This is a genomic window from Cutibacterium porci (genome assembly GCF_009696315.1).
Classification (GTDB): domain Bacteria; phylum Actinomycetota; class Actinomycetes; order Propionibacteriales; family Propionibacteriaceae; genus Cutibacterium; species Cutibacterium porci.
In genome coordinates this window covers 629,383-647,661 of record NZ_VUMG01000001.1, presented here as the reverse complement: position 1 = coordinate 647,661, position 18,279 = coordinate 629,383, and the positions used below count along the sequence as shown (strand labels likewise).

The 18,279-nt window shown below is 59.0% G+C and carries 18 protein-coding genes; 8 read left to right on the top strand and 10 right to left on the bottom strand.

Annotated elements, in window-relative coordinates; all coding sequences use genetic code 11:
* Window positions 1–60 precede the first annotated feature (60 nt).
* Together hemQ and FYJ43_RS02720 are read right to left on the bottom strand one after the other, a co-directional pair.
* Complete coding sequence (gene hemQ / locus FYJ43_RS02725) at window positions 61–2,127, bottom strand: hydrogen peroxide-dependent heme synthase (protein WP_154561704.1); 2,067 nt, start codon at window positions 2,125–2,127, stop codon at window positions 61–63.
* On the bottom strand, window positions 2,124–3,458 hold the full coding sequence (locus FYJ43_RS02720; RefSeq protein WP_154561702.1) for a glutamyl-tRNA reductase: 1,335 nt from the start codon (window positions 3,456–3,458) through the stop codon (window positions 2,124–2,126). Before FYJ43_RS02720 ends, hemQ begins: the two co-directional genes overlap by 4 nt.
* Window positions 3,459–3,587: 129 nt before the next feature.
* Here FYJ43_RS02720 and hemE point away from each other — a divergent pair, with 129 nt between their 5' ends.
* The 8 genes from hemE to FYJ43_RS02680 are packed head-to-tail and all read left to right on the top strand — an operon-like array spanning window position 3,588 to window position 11,757.
* Window positions 3,588–4,649, top strand: coding sequence for a uroporphyrinogen decarboxylase (gene hemE / locus FYJ43_RS02715; RefSeq protein WP_154561700.1), 1,062 nt, complete (start codon window positions 3,588–3,590; stop codon window positions 4,647–4,649).
* A 2-nt stretch (window positions 4,650–4,651) separates the two neighbouring features.
* Window positions 4,652–6,085, top strand: coding sequence for a protoporphyrinogen/coproporphyrinogen oxidase (locus tag FYJ43_RS02710; protein WP_154561698.1), 1,434 nt, complete (start codon window positions 4,652–4,654; stop codon window positions 6,083–6,085).
* A gap of 45 nt (window positions 6,086–6,130) precedes the next feature.
* Window positions 6,131–7,135 carry a hydroxymethylbilane synthase gene (gene hemC / locus FYJ43_RS02705; RefSeq protein WP_195839865.1) on the top strand — a complete coding sequence of 335 codons (1,005 nt, stop codon included), beginning with the start codon at window positions 6,131–6,133 and terminating at the stop codon, window positions 7,133–7,135.
* Window positions 7,132–7,860: a uroporphyrinogen-III synthase gene (locus tag FYJ43_RS02700; RefSeq protein WP_154561694.1), complete on the top strand. Its 729-nt coding sequence runs from the start codon at window positions 7,132–7,134 to the stop codon at window positions 7,858–7,860. Before hemC ends, FYJ43_RS02700 begins: the two co-directional genes overlap by 4 nt.
* A 29-nt stretch (window positions 7,861–7,889) precedes the next feature.
* Window positions 7,890–8,936, top strand: coding sequence for a porphobilinogen synthase (gene hemB, locus FYJ43_RS02695; RefSeq protein ID WP_154561692.1), 1,047 nt, complete (start codon window positions 7,890–7,892; stop codon window positions 8,934–8,936).
* 47 nt (window positions 8,937–8,983) lie between these two features.
* Window positions 8,984–10,297 carry a glutamate-1-semialdehyde 2,1-aminomutase gene (hemL, locus tag FYJ43_RS02690; protein WP_154561690.1) on the top strand — a complete coding sequence of 438 codons (1,314 nt, stop codon included), beginning with the start codon at window positions 8,984–8,986 and terminating at the stop codon, window positions 10,295–10,297.
* Between the two features lie 3 nt (window positions 10,298–10,300).
* Complete coding sequence (locus FYJ43_RS02685) at window positions 10,301–11,176, top strand: HhH-GPD family protein (protein WP_326833250.1); 876 nt, start codon at window positions 10,301–10,303, stop codon at window positions 11,174–11,176.
* Window positions 11,173–11,757: a nucleoside/nucleotide kinase family protein gene (locus tag FYJ43_RS02680; RefSeq protein ID WP_229771570.1), complete on the top strand. Its 585-nt coding sequence runs from the start codon at window positions 11,173–11,175 to the stop codon at window positions 11,755–11,757. Before FYJ43_RS02685 ends, FYJ43_RS02680 begins: the two co-directional genes overlap by 4 nt.
* A gap of 182 nt (window positions 11,758–11,939) precedes the next feature.
* Here the strand turns inward: FYJ43_RS02680 and FYJ43_RS12555 are convergent, their stop codons facing one another.
* From FYJ43_RS12555 to FYJ43_RS02645, 8 genes are all read right to left on the bottom strand, one after another.
* A complete protein-coding gene (locus FYJ43_RS12555) occupies window positions 11,940–12,239 on the bottom strand; it encodes an IclR family transcriptional regulator domain-containing protein (RefSeq protein ID WP_154562178.1) in 300 nt (99 codons plus the stop codon).
* A 355-nt stretch (window positions 12,240–12,594) separates the two neighbouring features.
* A complete protein-coding gene (locus tag FYJ43_RS02670) occupies window positions 12,595–13,236 on the bottom strand; it encodes a hypothetical protein (protein WP_154561688.1) in 642 nt (213 codons plus the stop codon).
* Window positions 13,237–13,244: 8 nt separating this feature from the next.
* On the bottom strand, window positions 13,245–13,694 hold the full coding sequence (locus tag FYJ43_RS02665) for a hypothetical protein (protein WP_154561686.1): 450 nt from the start codon (window positions 13,692–13,694) through the stop codon (window positions 13,245–13,247).
* Between the two features lie 329 nt (window positions 13,695–14,023).
* Window positions 14,024–14,476, bottom strand: a complete 453-nt coding sequence (locus FYJ43_RS02660; protein WP_154561684.1) for a hypothetical protein — start codon at window positions 14,474–14,476, stop codon at window positions 14,024–14,026.
* A gap of 11 nt (window positions 14,477–14,487) precedes the next feature.
* The gene (locus FYJ43_RS12550; protein WP_154561682.1) at window positions 14,488–15,396 is read right to left on the bottom strand and encodes a radical SAM/SPASM domain-containing protein; all 909 of its coding nucleotides are present in this window, start codon (window positions 15,394–15,396) and stop codon (window positions 14,488–14,490) included.
* A complete protein-coding gene (locus tag FYJ43_RS02650; RefSeq protein WP_195839863.1) occupies window positions 15,390–16,331 on the bottom strand; it encodes a radical SAM protein in 942 nt (313 codons plus the stop codon). The genes FYJ43_RS12550 and FYJ43_RS02650 overlap by 7 nt, the downstream gene beginning before the upstream one ends.
* Window positions 16,328–17,056, bottom strand: a complete 729-nt coding sequence (locus FYJ43_RS12000) for a hypothetical protein (protein ID WP_195839862.1) — start codon at window positions 17,054–17,056, stop codon at window positions 16,328–16,330. Before FYJ43_RS12000 ends, FYJ43_RS02650 begins: the two co-directional genes overlap by 4 nt.
* Window positions 17,053–18,069 carry a radical SAM protein gene (locus FYJ43_RS02645; protein ID WP_154561678.1) on the bottom strand — a complete coding sequence of 339 codons (1,017 nt, stop codon included), beginning with the start codon at window positions 18,067–18,069 and terminating at the stop codon, window positions 17,053–17,055. The genes FYJ43_RS12000 and FYJ43_RS02645 overlap by 4 nt, the downstream gene beginning before the upstream one ends.
* Window positions 18,070–18,279 lie beyond the last annotated feature (210 nt).

Genomic DNA, 18,279 nt, shown 5'->3' with positions numbered 1-18,279 from the left:
TCCAATACGTCTGTGGAGATTCTGGCCCCACCGGATCAGTTAAACCACGCAGTGGCGTCATCAGGATCTCATCTGGCGGTCGGCCCACGTCACCGGAGAAACACGCTCACCGGTGAAAAAGGGGGTGTCGACGTCGACGTGGCGACGGGCCTCGACGTAGCGAAGGTCTTTCATGACGTCGACGACACGGGCAAGGTCATCACCTTCCAAGGTGAGAATCCACTCGTAGTCGCCTAGTGCGAATGCAGCCAAGGTCGACGCCTTGACGTCAGAACTGGCGGCACCGACGATGCCGTGCTCGCGCAACATGCGGGAACGATCAGCCGCCGGAAGGAGGTACCACTCTTTGGACCGGACGAACGGATAGAAAGCAGCCCAACGCCGGGGAGCCACACCGGCGAAGCACGAAGGCAGGTGAGACTTATTGAACTCGGCAGGACGATGGACCCCCACATTGGACCACACCGGATCCAAGTGGCGACCCAACCCGGAGGCGCGGAAACGATGGTAGGCGTCCTGAAGCACCGTCGGATCATCGCTAACCCACCACACCAGCAAGTCGGCGTCAGCGCGCAGCCCCGACAGGTCATACCATCCCCGGGTGCCGACACCAGATAACCCCACCCACTCATCGGACCCCTCAACGAGGTGGCGACGCTCGTCGTCGTCAGCGGGCAGCGGGGTCGCGACACGGAACACCGAGTACATAGCCCACCTACTTGAGGCGTTGACTTCCTCGGGAATAACCGGGGTGTCGCGGGGATCAGTCGGCGCAGTGTAGGAGCCGGCTGGGACCTCGTCGTCTCGTGGTCCTTCGATCACAGATTCAGCGCTTGAGTGCTCAGACATGGGGATCTCCTTCGTCAGCAGGTCGTACGGGGAAGAAGCCTCGGGGTCATCGGCTTCTGGTTCCGGATGTGCGGCTGCAGTTGCGGCACCGGCTGCGGTTGGTCCATGTGACGCCATTCGCGCACCTGCTCGTTGGGGCGCAGATGCCTCGCCCTCAGCGACCGGAGACTCAACGACATCACTGCCGGAAACGGCTGGGATATCGTCGGCGCCTGGGCAGCGTCGACAGCAACCGGCGGCACACGGAGTCGGCCACGATGTCAGGACGCTCCCCTCGCCACGAGCCGCGGCAGCCTGGGATATGACAAGCCCAGCCAGATCTGCAATAAAGGCTGGATGGACACCAGCAGTTGCCGCCCGCGCGAAGGCGAGCCCGGCCTCTCTTGCCGTCTCGGCAGCCTCGTAGTCAAGGTCGTTAACGACCTCCATGTGGTCAGCGACGAAACCAATCGGCGCGACGACAACAGACTTCACACCCTGCTCGGAAAGACCACGCAGATGGTCGTTAATGTCGGGTTCAAGCCAAGGATCCGTGGGGCGTCCCGACCTCGAGCAGTACGCCAAATCCCACTGGGGCATATTCCCAAAAGTATGGCGCACGTGGGCAGCGACTCTTTCACACACTGCTTTGTGTTGGGAAACGTAGTCCGTTCCCGACTGCCCAGCGCCGGATGCGTCTTGCATGGCGTCAGGGATGGAATGCGTAACGAAAACGACGCGGGTAGCTTCGAGAGGAGTCGGCGGAATTCTCATAAAAGCCTGCATCAGGGCGTCTGCATTGGCGCGAATAAATCCGGGAGCCTCATTGAAGGGGGGTACTTTATCGACCTGCATGTCGGTGATACCGGCATGAGTCAATGCAGCGGCGATCTCCTCACGGTATTGACGGCATCCGGAGTAGCTAGCGTAGGCCGAGGTAACAACTGTCAACACTCGACGCACTCCGTGCGCGCGCATCTGAGGCAAGACATCATCAAGGAAGGGGGTGCCGTTGCGGTTTCCCAGCAGTACCGGAACTCGCACCCCGTGACGGCGCAATTCACTTTCAAGCGCCTTGACGAATGCGTCCGTCGCGCTATTGATTGGGCTAACACCACCGAAACGGTCGTAGTGATGTGCGACGTCGTCTAAACGCTCTTCGGGAATGCGACCATTAGACACCCTTTTCAAAAAAGGTACGACCTCTTCAGGAGAACGTGGCCCACCAAAAGAGGCGACGAGCACGGCGTCATAAGGAGCCACCGGATCTGCGGGAGCAGCATAGGGGTTGGCAGTCATGATTTCCTCTCCTCACCTCGGTGCACGGCGTTTGCAGCAAGATCTTCCACTCGCAAACCGGTGACCGGACACGTCATATAGTCAGATTTAGCGAAATTGGACATGTCGATAACGGGTGCCGCAATGTCTACGTCGATACCCAATACGTCTGACAAGGAATTCAGCCAGCGATCTCCCAAACCTTGTTCAGAGGCCATTCTGGCCCGAGCCGACGGGATGTGCGCCATTGACGCGGCAAGCCGTCGAAGGGACGCCGCTACTTCATCGACAGGTACCGATCCTTCTTCGGGCAGACGCTCCAGCTCAGCGGCAACCAAATCTGAAATAACGTCACGCAGTGCCACAACAGCTGGAGCCATCCGACGACGCTCAAGATCGACGGCAAGATGACGGACTCCGGTAGCGACGATGTGCTCGGCGGCAGCCCTTTCAGCCTCCGCCGACGCGGGGACAGCCTGCCGGATCGTCTCCAAGTCGATGACCTCCACCCCGGCGGGAACAGGCTCCTCAACATCCCCGCTGACCGCTAGATCAAGGACCATCAGATCGCGGCCATCACGAGCGTCAACCGCACGTTGAGCAGCCTCGGTGGACAATGCCGGAATCCCCGACCCACGACAGGTAACGACAAGGTCAGCCTGCGCCAGTGCAGCGTCAAGGTCGAGGGCCTCAGTCACCCGGTGGCGTCGAGCAAATCCTGCGGCGCGCCCGGAGGCCGAATGGACCATAATCTCAGCAACCCCGCGAGACGTCAGCTGAGCGCACGATGCGCCGGCATAGGAGCCAGTCCCCATGACAAGCACCCGAGCGCCATCCAAATCCACCCGCTGAGCGACAAGTTCAAGGCCGACCGCGACGACCGTACGGCCCTCAGCAGCCAGCGCGGTCTCAGTAGCGACGTGACGCGACGTCTTGAGGGCCTCCTCGACGACGTGGCCAATGGTGTAGCTGACGGTCTGCTCATGGCGCGCCTGGGTGAGGGCACGCTTCATCTGTCCGGCAACCTCACGCTCCCCGACGACCATCGATTCCAAGCCGGAAGCCACCCGGAACACACGCCACACAGCGTCGTTTTCACAAAAGAGCTGGGCCGATTCGGCCAACACAGTCGCACCGTGATCTGCAATGAGGGTGCGCAGCGCGGCCTCGTCAAACCCCTGCACGGTGGCATCGGGAGACGTCTCAGCAATCAGGCACACCCGGTTGCACGTGGACAGCACAAGGGCTCCCCGAATCTGGGGATGATCGGTCAATGCCAGGCCGAGTCCGTCAACCTGCGCGGCAGCCTCGGAAACGACGCCAAGCCCTTGCTCGGCATGATCCACGGTCAAGACACACAATCCCACGAGGCGCTATTCAACCATGCTGTCACGACGAACCCCAGCACATTTGAGGGGCGTATTTCACCCAACTGCCGCCCCGTGGACGACATCGACGCGCAGTGAGGCACAATCAAGGTGATGACTGAGACCACTACGTTCACAGCAGATTCACCGCTGTTACAGGCCATGAGCGGACATCGCCCTGCCGTCACCCCGGTGTGGTTTATGCGCCAGGCAGGCCGTTCGCTGCCGGAGTATCGGAAAGCCCGAGCGGGCACTACGATGCTCGACTCGTGCCTCAACCCCGAGCTCGCTGCCGAAATCACCTGCCAACCTGTGCGCCGCCATCACGTCGATGGGGCCGTCCTCTATTCCGACATCATGGTGCCGCTGGCCCTCGCCGGGACAGGGGTACGCATTGAGCCGGGAGTCGGGCCTGTCCTCGACGAGCCCATCCGTACAACCTCGGATGTTGACCGCATTACTGAGCGCAATATCGGGGACTGTTCTGTTATTGAGAAGGCGGCACGCCTAGTCGTCGCTGAGTTAGGCAACGCCACCCCACTCATCGGTTTTGCGGGTGCCCCGTTCACTATTGCCGCCTACCTTGTCGAGGGTGGTCCGTCACGCGATCATCTGGCTGCTCGGGCGATGATGCATTCCAATCCATCCGCCTGGTCGAAGCTCATGGACTGGGTTGCTGACCTCGACGCCGCCTTCCTGGCAGCCCAGTTGCGGGGTGGGGCGCGAGCCATTCAGCTGTTTGATTCCTGGGCTGGCTCACTGAGCGCTACTGATTACCGAGCCAGCGCCGCACCCTTTTCTCAGCGTGCGCTAGCTAGCGTCGATCCCACTACCCCAGTAATTCATTTCGGCGTAAACGCGACGCACCTGCTTTCTGAGTTTGCGCAGGTAGCAGCTACGGCGTCGCGGTATCCGGTACTTGGCGTCGACCACCGCGTCAGCCTCGACGAAGCCTCAGCGACTCTCATAGTTTCCGGCATGGAGATGCCGCTGCAGGGAAACATTGATCCTGCGTTGCTCTTCGCCGGATGGGAACCGTTAGAGACTGCCACCCGCCAGATCGTCGCAGCAGGACGTCAAGCCCCTGGGCATATCGTCAATTTGGGCCACGGCGTGCCCTCGAATACCGACCCTGACATCTTGACACGCCTAGTAGAGCTGGTGCATTCACTGTGACTATGACGAACACTTCTGATCCGCAGCGCGTCGACGCTGTCGTTATTGGCGGGGGCATGGCTGGCCTCATAGCCGCCTGGCAATTCACCCAGGAGGGTCTGCGCCCCGTCCTTGTCGAGTCACGCGGGTACACCGGCGGCCTGGTGGCAGGGTCGACGTTGGCCGGAATCAGCTACGACATTGGAGCCGAAGGGTGGGCGACCCGTCTACCGGATTCCGCCGAGCTTGCTACCGAGCTGGGATTGACGGTTGAAACACCGGCCACAGCCCCGTCGTGGGTGTATTTCGACGACGCCTGCTTCGCGATGCCAACCAACGCCATTTTGGGCATCCCGGCGGACTTGTCAGACCTAGCCGTCATCAGTGCCCTGGGGGCCGACGAAGCCGCCCGTGCTGCAGAGCTCGATCGCGCCCCGATGCCCGAGGAACTCCCCCGAGACCTGGGAACGCTGGTGGCTTCCCGTATGGGGCCCGAAGTGTTACGTCGCCTCGTTACCCCGATCGCCGGCGGCATTCATGCCGCCGATCCGCATGTGCTGTCAGCCGACGTCGTCTCCCCCGGCCTCAGAGCCGCCACTCAGGCCACTGGATCACTGGCCGCAGGAGTTGCGCTGTGCCGTTCACGGATGCCAGGTGGGCCTGCCGTCGCCTCGGTAGCCGGCGGCATGTTCACCATGCCCGCAGAATTACACCGTCAAGCCGAACGCGCTGGCGCGACCATCATGACCCGAATGGGGGCACGCGAGGTTACTCACCACGGCGACGAGTGGCTGGTAGAGGCAGCTGGAACCTCCCGCAACCCGAATCCCTCGTTGCCACCAATTCCTGACGGCGACGTCCGGTCCTTTGTGACTCCTCGGGTCGTGGTGGCATGCTCAGCCGGGCCTGCCACAAAGCTGCTGAGCAGTGTCATTGATACTGCCGGGCCCGAGATGGTACCCGGCGCCCCAATTGGCCACGTCAATCTCGCTTTGCAAGCACCCGAGCTCGATGCCAACCCGCGCGGAAACGGAATGCTGGTAGCCCCCGGAACGACCACCGTCACCGCCAAGGCGCTCACCCATATGTCGGCGAAGTGGCCCAGCTTGGCACAATCGTGCCCCGACGGCCTGCACCTACTGAGGGTCTCCTACGGTCGATCCGGTGAGACGAATGTCGCCTTGAGCGTTGACCAGGCTCTAGCAGACGCCTCCGTATTGCTCGGCGTCGACCTCTCAGCCGATCAGGTTGTGGACTCTCAGATCATCCACTGGACAGGCTCGCTGGCTCCGACGACTCCTCAAACGAGAGCATGGCGTGACGGTCTGCATCGTCAGCTCGAAGCATTGAACCAGGCGGGACGGGGAGGAATCGGCCTCGTCGGGGCGTGGGCGTCAGGATCGGGTATCGCTGCTCTGGTGCCGCAAGCTCGCCAAACCGTTCGTCAGTTGGTCTGATAGCGGACTGAACCGGCGTCGGTGCTGAGTGACACAATGAAGAATATGTCTGCGATCCGTCTGGGAACCCGAGCCAGTACCCTGGCCACTACTCAATCAGAAATGGTTGCGGGATTACTCAGATCGGAGGGGTTAGACGTCGATCTGACGACGATCACGACCCACGGCGACACCTCGACAGCATCGTTAGCGGCAATGGGTGGGATCGGGGTATTCGCTTCAGCGATCCGGTCTGCCCTCTTTAGCGGAGATGCCGATATAGCTGTCCACTCCTTCAAGGACCTTCCTACCGGACACCCGCTCGGGTTGACGATCGGTGCCGTTCCAGTTCGGGAAGACCCGCGCGACGCCTTGGTAGCCCGCGACGGGCTCACCCTTACCGACCTCCCGCACGGAGCTAGCGTCGGAACAGGCTCACCGCGACGGGCAGCACAGGTATTGGCGGTGCGCCCGGACCTGACCATTGTCGACATTCGCGGAAATGTCGACACCCGACTGGGTCGCGTGAAGGGACTTGGCCATTACGCCCAGGGCGGTGGCAAAGAGGACCTTGACGCCGTCGTGCTGGCAGCATCCGGATTGGCTCGGCTGGGCCATCGCGACGTCATCACTGAGGTCCTCGACCCATCAATCGTGCTACCAGCTCCCGCGCAAGGAGCGCTCGCTGTCGAATGCCGAACCGCCGATTCACGCCACGGCACACTCGCCAAGGCGCTAGCAAAGATTGACGACCAGCAGACCAGGCTGGCAGTCACCGCCGAGCGTGCGGTGCTCTCCCATCTGGAAGCGGGGTGCGCTGCCCCCATCGGAGCATTGGCACACCTCAAGCCTGCTGCTGGAAAGTCTCCGGCCATACTGACGCTGGACGTCGTGGTGGCTGCCATCGACGGATCGCGCACCATTCGAGAACGGGTCAGCGTCGAGTTGCCCGATGAGGTTGATCCAGCGCTGGCAGCGGCACATACGCTAGGTGTGACGGCCGCCGAGGAATTACTGGACGACGGCGCTACCGACGTTGCAGACCTCAAAGCCTCAGGAAGCACTCGATGACCACAAACCCTGCCGATCGCATCAAGCCCCCAGTCGTCGTTCCCCGCGACGACCCCCACGACAAGTTCGTAACAACCTTGAAGCAAGCCGGTTATGGGGTCATCCACAAGGCGTTGACGCGCACCGTGACGCTGCCACCAGCCGAGGAACTCACCAACTCCGACCTGTGGCGGCAGGCCGACTGGCTAGTCGTCACCTCGAAAACCACCGTTGCGCTCCTACCTGACCCGCTACCGAATCCCACCATCAAGGTGGCTGCGGTTGGCACCGCCACCGCTAGCGCACTGCGCGGGCGCGGCATCAATGTCGACTTTGTTCCCAACGATCACAGCGGTACCGGGTTGGTCACGCAGTGGCCTGGCGGGGTGGCCAACGTGCTACTACCGACATCCCAGTTAGCCGCCGATACCGTGCCGCAAGGGCTAACAAAAATCGGCTGCACAGTAAATCGCCGCGAGGTGTACACCACTGCCGCCGTCGAGGAATTGCCTGAGGTCATCGCCCAATCGTGGCCATCTGTCGGGGCTGTCGTCGTTACTGCTTCCTCGGTAGGGCGTGCGCTCGTCAAGCTGGTTGAGCCGCTGGGATGGCGCCGTCAAAAGCTCGTCGCCCTTGGTAAGCCCACCGCCGGGACCCTTGAAGAGCTTGGTCGCCCAGCGGATGCGGTGGCCTCCTCCCCTACGCCACAGGCCGTCCTTGAAGCGGTGGAATCCCTGGTCGCCTGATCGACGACCGCTCATGAAAGAAGTTGATCATGAACCTGTACCTGCCTGATGCCAGTGATCCACGCATGACCGGAGTCAAACCACTGCCCGAAAGGCTGCGCCCTGTCTCCCGCCCGCGCCGACTACGCGCCACCCCCGCGATACGCAGGATGGTTGCCGAAACCCGTGTCGCCCCCGCCCAGCTGATGCTGCCGGTATTCGTCAAGGAGGGGATTAGCTCTCCCGTCGAGATCGCCAGTCTGCCCGGACAGTTCCAGCACTCCACTGAGTCGATCAAGGAGCTCGCCACCCAAGCTGCCGAAGCTGGTATCGGCGGTCTTGACCTATTCGGCATCCCCGAACATAAAGACGAGATCGGTTCTCAGGCGTGGGATCCCAAGGGCATCCTCAACGCTGGCATCTCTGCGGTGCGCGAAGCCGTCGGTGACGATTTGGTGGTCTGCGCCGACACGTGTCTCGACGAGTTCACCGACCATGGCCATTGCGGAGCCTTGACACCTGATGGTCGCGTCGACAATGACTCCACTCTACCGCTGTACGCCGCGATGGCGGTCTCCCAGGCGCGCGCCGGAGCACACATGGTCTCCCCGTCGGGAATGATGGACGGCCAGATCGCGGTTATTCGCGATGCTTTAGATGGCGAGGGATTCACTGACGTGTCGATCATGGCGTATTCGGCCAAGTACGCCTCAGCCTTCTTCGGGCCCTTCCGTGACGCCGTCGATTGTTCCCTCAAGGGTGATCGCAAGGCATACCAGCAGGATCCGTCGAACCGCCGGGAAGGTATGCGCGAAGCTCTGCTCGACCTCGCCGAGGGAGCCGACGTGGTCATGGTCAAGCCCGCATCCCACTACCTCGACGTCCTGGCCGACGTCGCCACGGTGTCGCAGGTGCCAGTGGCCGCCTACCAAGTCTCCGGCGAATACGCCATGCTCGAAGCCGCTGCCGCCAATGGCTGGATCGATCGCCACCGCTGCATCAGCGAGTCGCTGACGTCGATTGTGCGCGCCGGTGCCGATCTTGTCTTGACCTATTGGGCGATCGAGGCCGCCCAGATGTTCCGCAAAGATTTCTAATCCGCCGTGATCATGCTCACCGCAAGCCCCAACACCGGAAGGAAGCCATGACCTCCAACGCCGAACTGTTTTCCGCCGCTCAAGCTGTCATTCCCGGCGGAGTGGATTCCCCGGTGCGGGCTTACGGCTCAGTAGGTGGAGTCCCCCGCTTCATCGAGAAAGCTCAGGGCCCGTGGATTTGGGACGCCGAGGGCACTCGCTACCTCGACCTGGTGTGTACCTGGGGTCCAGCTCTGCTCGGACACGCTCACCCCGACGTCGTCCGTGCAGTTCAAGAGGCCGCATCAAAAGGACTGTCCTTTGGCGCTCCGACTCGCACCGAAACCGAACTCGCCGATGCCATCGTCGAACGGATGGCCCCAGTCGAGAAGGTACGTTTCGTCTCTACCGGCACAGAAGCGACCATGACGGCAGTTCGTTTGGCCCGTGGCGCCACCGGACGTGACGTCATCGTCAAATTTGCAGGCAATTATCACGGCCACTCCGACGCACTACTTGCCGCAGCCGGTTCCGGTGTAGCAACAGCTGGACTGCCGGGTTCGGCCGGTGTGCCGGCTGCATCGACCGCCGATACCATCGTCGTAACGTACAACGACGTCGAGGCGCTGGAGACGGTGTTCTTAGAGCGCGGCGACCAGATTGCCGCAGTGATCGTGGAATCCTGCCCCGCCAATATGGGAGTCGTTCCTCCCGAACCCGGCTTCAATGCCGCAATCCGTCGCCTCACAACCGAGCACGGTGCCCTGATGATTACCGACGAAGTACTCACCGGCTTCCGGTGTAGCGCATCGGGGTTCTGGGGTCTTCAACAACACGAGGGCGAGGATTTCGCTCCCGATATTTTCACCTTCGGCAAAGTGGTTGGCGGGGGTATGCCGTTGGCCGCCCTGGGAGGACGCGCCGATGTCATGGACCTGCTCGCTCCCACCGGCCCCGTATACCAGGCTGGCACACTATCTGGTAACCCACTAGCCACCGTCGCGGGGGTCAAGACCCTGCAACTTGCTAATAACGAGGTATATCAGCGACTCGATGCCCGATCTGAGAAGTGGCGCACAGAGCTCACATCAGCACTCGATGCAGCGGGAGTCACCTACCGCTTACAGAACGCCGGGAATCTCTTCAGCGTCTTCTTTGGCGTCGATTCCCCGGTGCGCAATTATGACGACGCGAAATCTCAAAACGCCGAGGCATATACCGCGTTCTTCCACGCCATGCTGGACGCCGGGGTCAACCTACCGCCATCGTGCTTCGAGGCCTGGTTCCTTTCTGACGCCCACGACGACGAGGCGTTTGCGGTCTTTAGCTCCGCACTACCACAAGCCGCCGAGGCAGCTGCCCGGGTGACATCACAGGCGTGATCAGTGCCTGGCACCGGGCTAACTCCACAGGCCGTCGAGGCAGTGTGTGACTGGTTTGACGCTAACGGTCGCGATCTGCCGTGGCGTCGAGCTGGCACCTCACCGTGGGGTGTACTCGTCAGCGAAGTCATGAGCCAGCAGACGCCAGTGTCGCGGGTAATTGGCCCGTGGCACGACTGGATGAACCGTTGGCCTACCCCCGACGATCTCGCCGAAGAGGATTCTGGCGAAGCGGTCGCCGCGTGGGGACGCCTGGGATACCCGCGTCGGGCCCTTCGCCTACATGCGTGTGCCGTCGCCATCGCCACCAGGCACGAGGGGAATGTGCCCAGCAATTATGACGACCTCATCGCCCTGCCAGGCATCGGCGACTACACCGCAGCCGCAGTGGTGTCCTTCGCCTTCGGAGGACGTGCAACGGTGCTGGACACCAACGTGCGTCGAGTCATTGCGCGCGCAGAATCCGGGATCGCCAACTGCCCGACCTCGGTGACAAAAGCCGAACGAGTCGTCGCCGACGCGCTTGTCCCCGAAGACGACGCTCACGCCGCGAAGTGGGCGGTAGCCTCCATGGAACTGGGAGCGCTGGTATGCACGGCACGGTCACCACAGTGCGAGGCCTGCCCAATCAGAAACCGGTGTCGCTGGGTGGCAGACGGCAAACCCGACAACGCTCCGGCCCGTCGGGGACAACCATGGAAGGGCACGGATCGTCAGTGCCGCGGAGTGATCATGGACGTGGTGCGCAACAACCCCCACGGAGTAGAGGTTCAGGTGGCAATTTCTGCGTGGCCCGAACCCGATCAGGCATCACGGTGCCTGGACTCCTTGCTTAGCGACGGTTTGGTGCATCGACGCGGGGAGCGGGTAACGCTGTGAAGACGATTACGGGAAGTGTTGCCGCTGCCCGGTCCATTGCCGACCACATCGACGCCACGTCGGGGCGGGCAGTTGTCCTCATTGACGGTGGCTCGGGGTCAGGGAAGACGACTCTTGCCGGCCGCCTGACCGAGCTCTGCCCAACGGCCCAGGTCGTCCACGGTGACGACCTCTACCCCGGCTGGGCCAGGCTGTCAGCGGTGTGGGACTTGAGCGAACTCACCGTCAAAAATCGATACCAACGCTGGGACTGGCACCAAGGTTGCTTCGCCGAGGAGGTGACCCTCGACGCTCACCGTCCCGTAGTCATCGAGGGCTGCGGAGTACTCACCGTGCTGAATGCCAAGCAAGCCACGATGACGGTGTGGTGTTCCTGCCCTTACAAAGCCCGCCGCGACCGCGCTCTCGGGCGTGACGAATACTTCGTCGACTCCTGGGCCATGTGGGCCATCCAGGAGAGGCTTCACCAGGTCCGTCACGACCCTGAGCACCTCGCTGACGTCGTGGTAGATCTGACCGAACCACAAAGGCGCCCTGCTGTAATCACGCGTCAACGCGTCGTAACCCGTCGAACAACCTAACCACACCTTGACGACAAAGTGGGCTCAAAATCACACCATTGGGGTAACTGGGTAAGCCGACACGGCTTCGTCGTCGAGCTGCCGTACGGCTTCGCCAATGACGCGAGCAAGAGAGAGCAGTCGTTTCTCACTATACCGCCCTACAGGCATAGCGACCGATATCGCTAATGAATAGACGCCATTCAGAGCGACAGGAACGCCGATGCACGCATATTTGGTTCATTCTCTTCTATTTCAACAGCGTACCCTTGTTCGCGAACCCTCTGACACTCGTGATCGAAACTGTTTATGAACCCACTGCCTTGGCAATCGGCGGCATCCAAGAAAGCGCGAGCTTGCTCCAATTTGAGGGCTCTCGCACCTAGGATTGCGCGGCCCATTGCTGTAGATACTACAGGGACTCGCCGCCCCACCCGTGAGACGACACGTATCGGTCGACCTGGTTCAACCTTGTCAAGGTAGACAACCGAGGTACCCGACAGAACCCCAAATGCACCGTCTCATGGCCTTTCTGAAGAATTCCCACCAGTGTTGGATGAAGAACATTGATTATTCTCCGAAAACTTGACCACCATTGCGCAACAACCAAACTTCCAGCCCCCAAACAGTACTGTCCGTTCGAATCCTGATCAACCCATCCCGATCTTTCAGAGTGGCGAGAGTATGGTGGAGGCTTGACTTGTCCATATCGAGAGCCCCCGGACAGCCCACCAAGGGACGCACTCGCCTCTTCTGGGCGCGCCAGCCCGCACTACACCTTCATCTGCGAAGAGCCTCTTTAGTGCCACTCAAACAACCGCTAGATTCCTATCTTTCGTTTCATATCATGCAATATTTCTAAAGCACCATTGAAAAATCCCACCAGTTAAATACTTCTTTGTCTGTCACACTGGACAGCCTGTCCATTGCTAAATGAGGCAGATGGCAACCTATAGTACCTTTGTCTATATCCACTACATATCGAGCGAACATTTCTATCTCAGGTGGAGCCACGAATCGCTGCTTTGCCAGCACTAATCCACTATCTTCTGCAGATAAGAGTGCCTCCACTAAATATGACGCATCGATTTCTCCAGCAACTAACCGATGAGAGACAGAGAGAGCGCCCAACCCGTACCACGACAGCGCGTCAGGGAGTGGTCCAGGGAACAACCGAGCGCGGTTGCTGGCCACAAGTAGATGTAGCGAGGCCTCATAGAGCGGGCCAGAGACAGTATAAAGAGCCCAGAGCGCGCAGCCCTCAGCAATCGTCTCCTCAACCCAGCGCTCGGAATGGCACGGCGATAAAAGCGCGTGTGCTACCTCGTGAGCAAGAATGCATCGTGCCTTCCAGCAACGCCACGCGTCCATATTGAGGTGAATGACGCCATCGTGAGTAAAGGCCTCAACATCCGTCCGGCTTGAATCAACCACGTCAATGTGGTCGGCCTTCGTCGGCAGGCCCAGACGAGCTGCGATTTTCGCTGTTGCCTCGTCCACATAATCGCTTACCGCTGCGACACTCCAGCTTCTCCCACAAGGACAGGTAGGTCCCCTATCGAGCATCCTTCCTCATACCTCTCGTTCCCGTTGGCGCGGTTGATGACCGCTCTCTGTGCACTCATGATCGTCACGACGCACGGTGCCACGAATCCCTCGGGCGCACGCTCACTCAGAACGGCTCTCTCCTCAGCTCGGCATAGCTGGCGGACGACGCTATTAGCGAGAGGAAGGAATCGCGGAACCCGGGGGACCACAATCGTTGGGATGAAGCCCCACGGCCACACATTTTCGTGCCACTCTGCAACTAAAGATCCCTCCAGAACGTCCACTCCCAAGAAGACCATTCCCTCGAACGGGTCATAAGAGGCGATGCTGACATCAAAGTCATCGGAGGAAAGCGGCCACAGAGACAGTTCATTATTGCGACATCGACCAAGCTGCGTAATCAGGCTCATACCTGCTAGGGCATGCTGCAGATCGAGCAGTACAGATAACCCTCCATCAAAAGACGTTGATCTTTCGATACAGACAAGAGAGAACTGAACTAGCCGTCGTGGTGATGGCCGCAGTACTGCCCGCTCGATCTGCCTAGCATCAGACAAAGGAGCCGGAATACTTCTCGCCAGCGCCTGGAGCCAGGATTGTCGGATATAACTACCCAGAGGAGTTAGCTCGTACCGTCCCGCTGCCAATTTACGCCATAGTCCGGCTTTTCTCATACGGTCTCCGCCCAAACCGGTCAGGGGAGCCGAAGCACCCCTGACCGGTTCAGCCCTTGAAACGATCATGCAGTAGCAGCTGTCTCGCGGACTGGCATCAGGAGAACGCGATTCCCCTCAACGTCGCCGAACATAAAGCCGTCATCAACAGCCGGCCCTCCAGTCCAAGTCTCCACGTCCAATGAAGCAGTTTCGGGCAGGTTCTGGCCGGCGCTGTTGAACACCTCCTCGGAAACCGAAACAGCAACCGTCTGTTTTCCACAAAGCTCACCAAAAACTGAGTCTTTCTCAACCTTCTGGATAAATATCTCAACACGCTCGTCAAGTTCCATGCAGAACACCTCATCATTTTCGAACCGAACAGCAGAAGTCGGGAACAACTGGCGATAGAAGCCAGACGCCACCTCCAGGTTTTCGACGTAGATCGCCACCATCGGAGAGGGGCTGTGAAGGCCAGAGCGGGCACACAAGTCCGACTCGTTAATGGAATCATTAAAGATGATGTCGCAGTTCTTCATGACAGTTCTCCTCAATCTATATGGATTGTATAACAGTTCGGACCAAAGCACTCCGGCGGCTTTGGCTCACCTGCGGCATTAGAATTCAATAACGTCGCAAGACTATGATTAAAAATATTACCTCTCAAAAGATCGGTCCGATGAAAACAGCCCGTGAGCGTGCCATCCGGAAGGATCACGTGTGAGGTATCGTTCATAGCACAATACTTCGGCTTAAGACCTCCAGTATAGAACTCACGGAGCAACGTCAGTTGCGCCCTAAGCCTCGATGAAACCACAGTCAGCGCGGCATCCCATTCTGATCTGGCAGCCGTTTCTAGGAAATCAGCAGGGTCGACCCTCGAGCTCTCGCCTGGCGATAGCGCGGCGACGTTCGGAACGCCTCCCCACTCGTCACAGAAGGCTTGAAACAGAGACATTTCACCAAGAATTCGTCTCGTGAGAACAACGGTTATGTGCGTAGACATGCCGATCCTACGCAACAATTCTAGGCCCTTTATCAATTGCTCCCAGCCGCCACGATACCGGTCATGTGTTGCTTGATTATAACCACCAACACTGACTCGCATTTCAATATTCGATACGTGATCTCTCAAGCACTCCTCAAGGGACCGTGATATCAAGAGAAGACTGGTCACAATTACCGTCTTAAGATTCAAGTCCCCGCATGACTCAATCCACATTTTTGTCGACGGATATATGAGCGGCTCACCCCCAGTCAACATGATGCGCCGGTAACCCACTTCCTTGGCTTCACAAACGAGACGTTTTATCCGCTGTCGCGTCCAGCGCCCTGCCAAGGTCCGTTCCGATTCTTTTTTAGCCTGCAAGACCGGTGAGTCTAAATTCGTCATGTTGAAGCAATAAGTACACTTAAGAGGGCAAGCTGTACCCACGACAACGGAAAGAGTTCCTAGCATGCTTCAGCAGCTTCCATCGCCGATCGGATCAGCGCCCACCACTCGACCTGTTCGCCCTGTAGAATTCGATGCACGCCATCCTCCTCTACGCCATGCATGCATGTCTCATAACGAAGCAGGGCCGTCTCATTGAGACCCCACACGGGCACAGCTGAGCCGATGCACCAGCAATCATCCAGCTTTCCCAGCTGCGGATAAAGTTTGCCGCATGGATCGATTACAGCACCGAAGCGTTCCAGTGTGATGGGCTGAGCCACGGTGCTGAACGAGGTCGAGACGTTGATACGGCCCTGATACCGCCTCGCCAAGGCTGCGAGCTGGTCGGCCACTCGACGCGGCTGTGAAGTCTGATTCTTAAGCTCAAGCTCCTCCCCAGCCCTACCAATTGCTCCGATCGTGGCGAGTTTAACTCCGGTGACACCAAGAGAGACGAGAAGCTCCAAATAATCCTCTAATTGGTCAAACCAATCCGCTGTCAGACAACCGTTCACATGGATGACAGGAATACCGATTTCCTTCACCGTTCTAATTGCTTCGACAGTACGATCCCAACTCCTCACACCGCGTATTCGGTCATGATGTTCTCGAAACCCATCCAAACTTATGTCTATTTCGTCTAGGTACGGCATACATGCTTCTGCTCTTTTTGTGTGGATCAGAAGGCCATTAGTGCTCATGCCAATAGAAGTGACACCCGCCTCATTTGCTCCTGCAACTAGCTCGTCTATATCCCTCCTTCGAAGGCACTCGCCGCCGGTGAACATAACGCTGTTGCCACCCTGTTCTGTAAAGTTGCGAATAGCTGTCAACCAGCCCTCAGTGGACAGCTCACCTTTCAATGCCTTGCCAGAATCGTTGTAGCAGTAAAGGCATGCCTCGTTGCAGGCGCGCGTTACTTCGAGGTAAGCGTAGGAAATAGTTCTCTTGTTCATCATGGGATCGGTTCCTTGTCCAATATCAGCGAGACATCGTGGTGGACATTTGGTGGCAGTAAGTGAATTGGGGAACTCGCACCGAGACCTATATGCCAGAAACCCCATCGCTTCTCTAGGGATGGGCCAATCAATGGCGCACGGGGGTTCAGCCCAACCCCCAGTTCAACGATGGGCTGATAGAGCAGGTGATCCAAGCCAGCAGGGGCGCTAATTATGTATCCGTCTCTCAAAGAGAGTTGACCAGCTGCGGTCGGCAGTGTTCCGGTAAATGGAACGGCCCCGTCCCACCAGAGCTCTCCATAAGGCAGTTGGAGGCTGCCATCGACCAGCATCGATCCATCCTCGAGCTTACGTGAAGCATTTTTCTCGAAGATGGCGATGAGCCTTCTAAGCCACTCCGGCCAAGACACTTGCAACACGCTGGCTGCTAGCTTCCGGAGACGGGAGCTCTCTATTGCGCTGGCCCTACAAGGAAGTTCTCCCACAGGACAGATCACCACGGGTACGCCAGCGGTGATGAGATCCTGCACGTAGGTCGCATAGTCAAGGCTGTCCCGAAGAAACCTGGCGGCCGAGACCTTCTGACGGTCCGGCGGCTGGACCACGCGGACAACTTCGACATGATGGTTCACTAAGAACTCCGCAGGCAGGAGTTGCACCAAGGAGCTAACGGGGATATCGGCTTCCCAATTGCTCTCTGCAGGTGGAATGGTAAGGCGACTCATGAGTTAAACCGCCGCAGACTCATCAGAGATTCGTACATCAGTGTCTGATAGAAGGCACAGCGCTCAGGATTCAGGCCACGGAGTGCCAATTCTAAATGGCACGGCCCACCGCAGATCGCCTCCGCGATACAGCCATCACAAACGTCCTGGACAGTACTCGCTGACTTCTGCATCTCGAACCTAGCCAGCGATTGGTGGGTGATTTCATCCTTATTCCATGGGCGCCCCTCCACCCAGGAGACAATGCAGCCACTCATACGTCCGAAGGTGTCAACGCTGACAGCCATTTCGCCGCCAGGCGCCCTACAGTCGTCAACATGCGGAGTTTTAGTACCAAGGCCACGGAGAGCACGCATACCAGGCGCAATAAGCTTAACGCCGCGCTCATCGCAAAACCGGATAATTTTTACTATCTCACTAGCCAAGAGCGCTCCATCGACATCCCAGCCATTCTCCGTCGGCTGTGGTGTATTAATTCCGATTCTCCTGAGGCCTTCCGATTCAATCAGGTGGGCGATGGATGAACTGAGTCCAGAGAGCGTTTCCGGGGAAACTGTCACGAGAAGCCCAACGTCCACTCCATGATCGGCAAGGGTTCGGTATCCTTGAATCGCTCGATCATAGGTACCTCGCCCTAATCGATCTATTCTGGACAGGTCATTTACATCTTGAGGACCATCGACGCTTACGAAAACTTGGATGGATTCACGCGCCATACGCTCAGCTATTGCGGGGGTCGCTAGACTTCCATTGGTGGTCAGGCTATAGTTGACACCGCTAATCCGTTTTTCTGCTACGGCATCTTCAAACAAGTCCATACCGTGAGCGATAAGGTTCCAGCGCAGTAAGGGTTCGCCACCAAACCATTGAATGGAAACCCGCTCACATGGACTCGCCTCGATGATCGCCTTGACGGTGCCCTCTAGCACCTCCAGCGTCATATGTGGTGCGATGTCCATGAGACCGCTCTCAAAGCAATAAGTGCACTGGAAGTTACACTTCTCTGTTAGCAGAATGCGGAAGTTGTTGATCCGACAGGGCTTACGGGCATAGATACGTCGCTTTTGCTAAGCCCGGTCTGCGGCCTCATGTGAGGACCACCAAGACGCAAACTCTACGTCTTGAGCGTATGCCTGCTCCACAGATGTGGCCGGAACACTCACACAGTCCAAGGTCAGCGAGTCGAACACGATTAGTTCACCTGCGGATTCATCCGTAATGGT

Excerpts from the sequence above, each read along its gene's own strand:
- hemQ (WP_154561704.1), bottom strand. The coding sequence starts at position 2,127 with ATGACTGCCAACCCCTATGCTGCTCCCGCAGATCCGGTGGCTCCTTAT.
- hemE (WP_154561700.1), top strand. The coding sequence starts at position 3,588 with ATGACTGAGACCACTACGTTCACAGCAGATTCACCGCTGTTACAGGCC.
- FYJ43_RS02710 (WP_154561698.1), top strand. The coding sequence starts at position 4,652 with ATGACGAACACTTCTGATCCGCAGCGCGTCGACGCTGTCGTTATTGGC.
- hemC (WP_195839865.1), top strand. The coding sequence starts at position 6,131 with ATGTCTGCGATCCGTCTGGGAACCCGAGCCAGTACCCTGGCCACTACT.
- FYJ43_RS02700 (WP_154561694.1), top strand. The coding sequence starts at position 7,132 with ATGACCACAAACCCTGCCGATCGCATCAAGCCCCCAGTCGTCGTTCCC.
- hemB (WP_154561692.1), top strand. The coding sequence starts at position 7,890 with ATGAACCTGTACCTGCCTGATGCCAGTGATCCACGCATGACCGGAGTC.
- hemL (WP_154561690.1), top strand. The coding sequence starts at position 8,984 with ATGACCTCCAACGCCGAACTGTTTTCCGCCGCTCAAGCTGTCATTCCC.
- FYJ43_RS02665 (WP_154561686.1), bottom strand. The coding sequence starts at position 13,694 with ATGAGCCTGATTACGCAGCTTGGTCGATGTCGCAATAATGAACTGTCT.
- FYJ43_RS02660 (WP_154561684.1), bottom strand. The coding sequence starts at position 14,476 with ATGAAGAACTGCGACATCATCTTTAATGATTCCATTAACGAGTCGGAC.
- FYJ43_RS12550 (WP_154561682.1), bottom strand. The coding sequence starts at position 15,396 with ATGCTAGGAACTCTTTCCGTTGTCGTGGGTACAGCTTGCCCTCTTAAG.
- FYJ43_RS02650 (WP_195839863.1), bottom strand. The coding sequence starts at position 16,331 with ATGATGAACAAGAGAACTATTTCCTACGCTTACCTCGAAGTAACGCGC.
- FYJ43_RS12000 (WP_195839862.1), bottom strand. The coding sequence starts at position 17,056 with ATGAGTCGCCTTACCATTCCACCTGCAGAGAGCAATTGGGAAGCCGAT.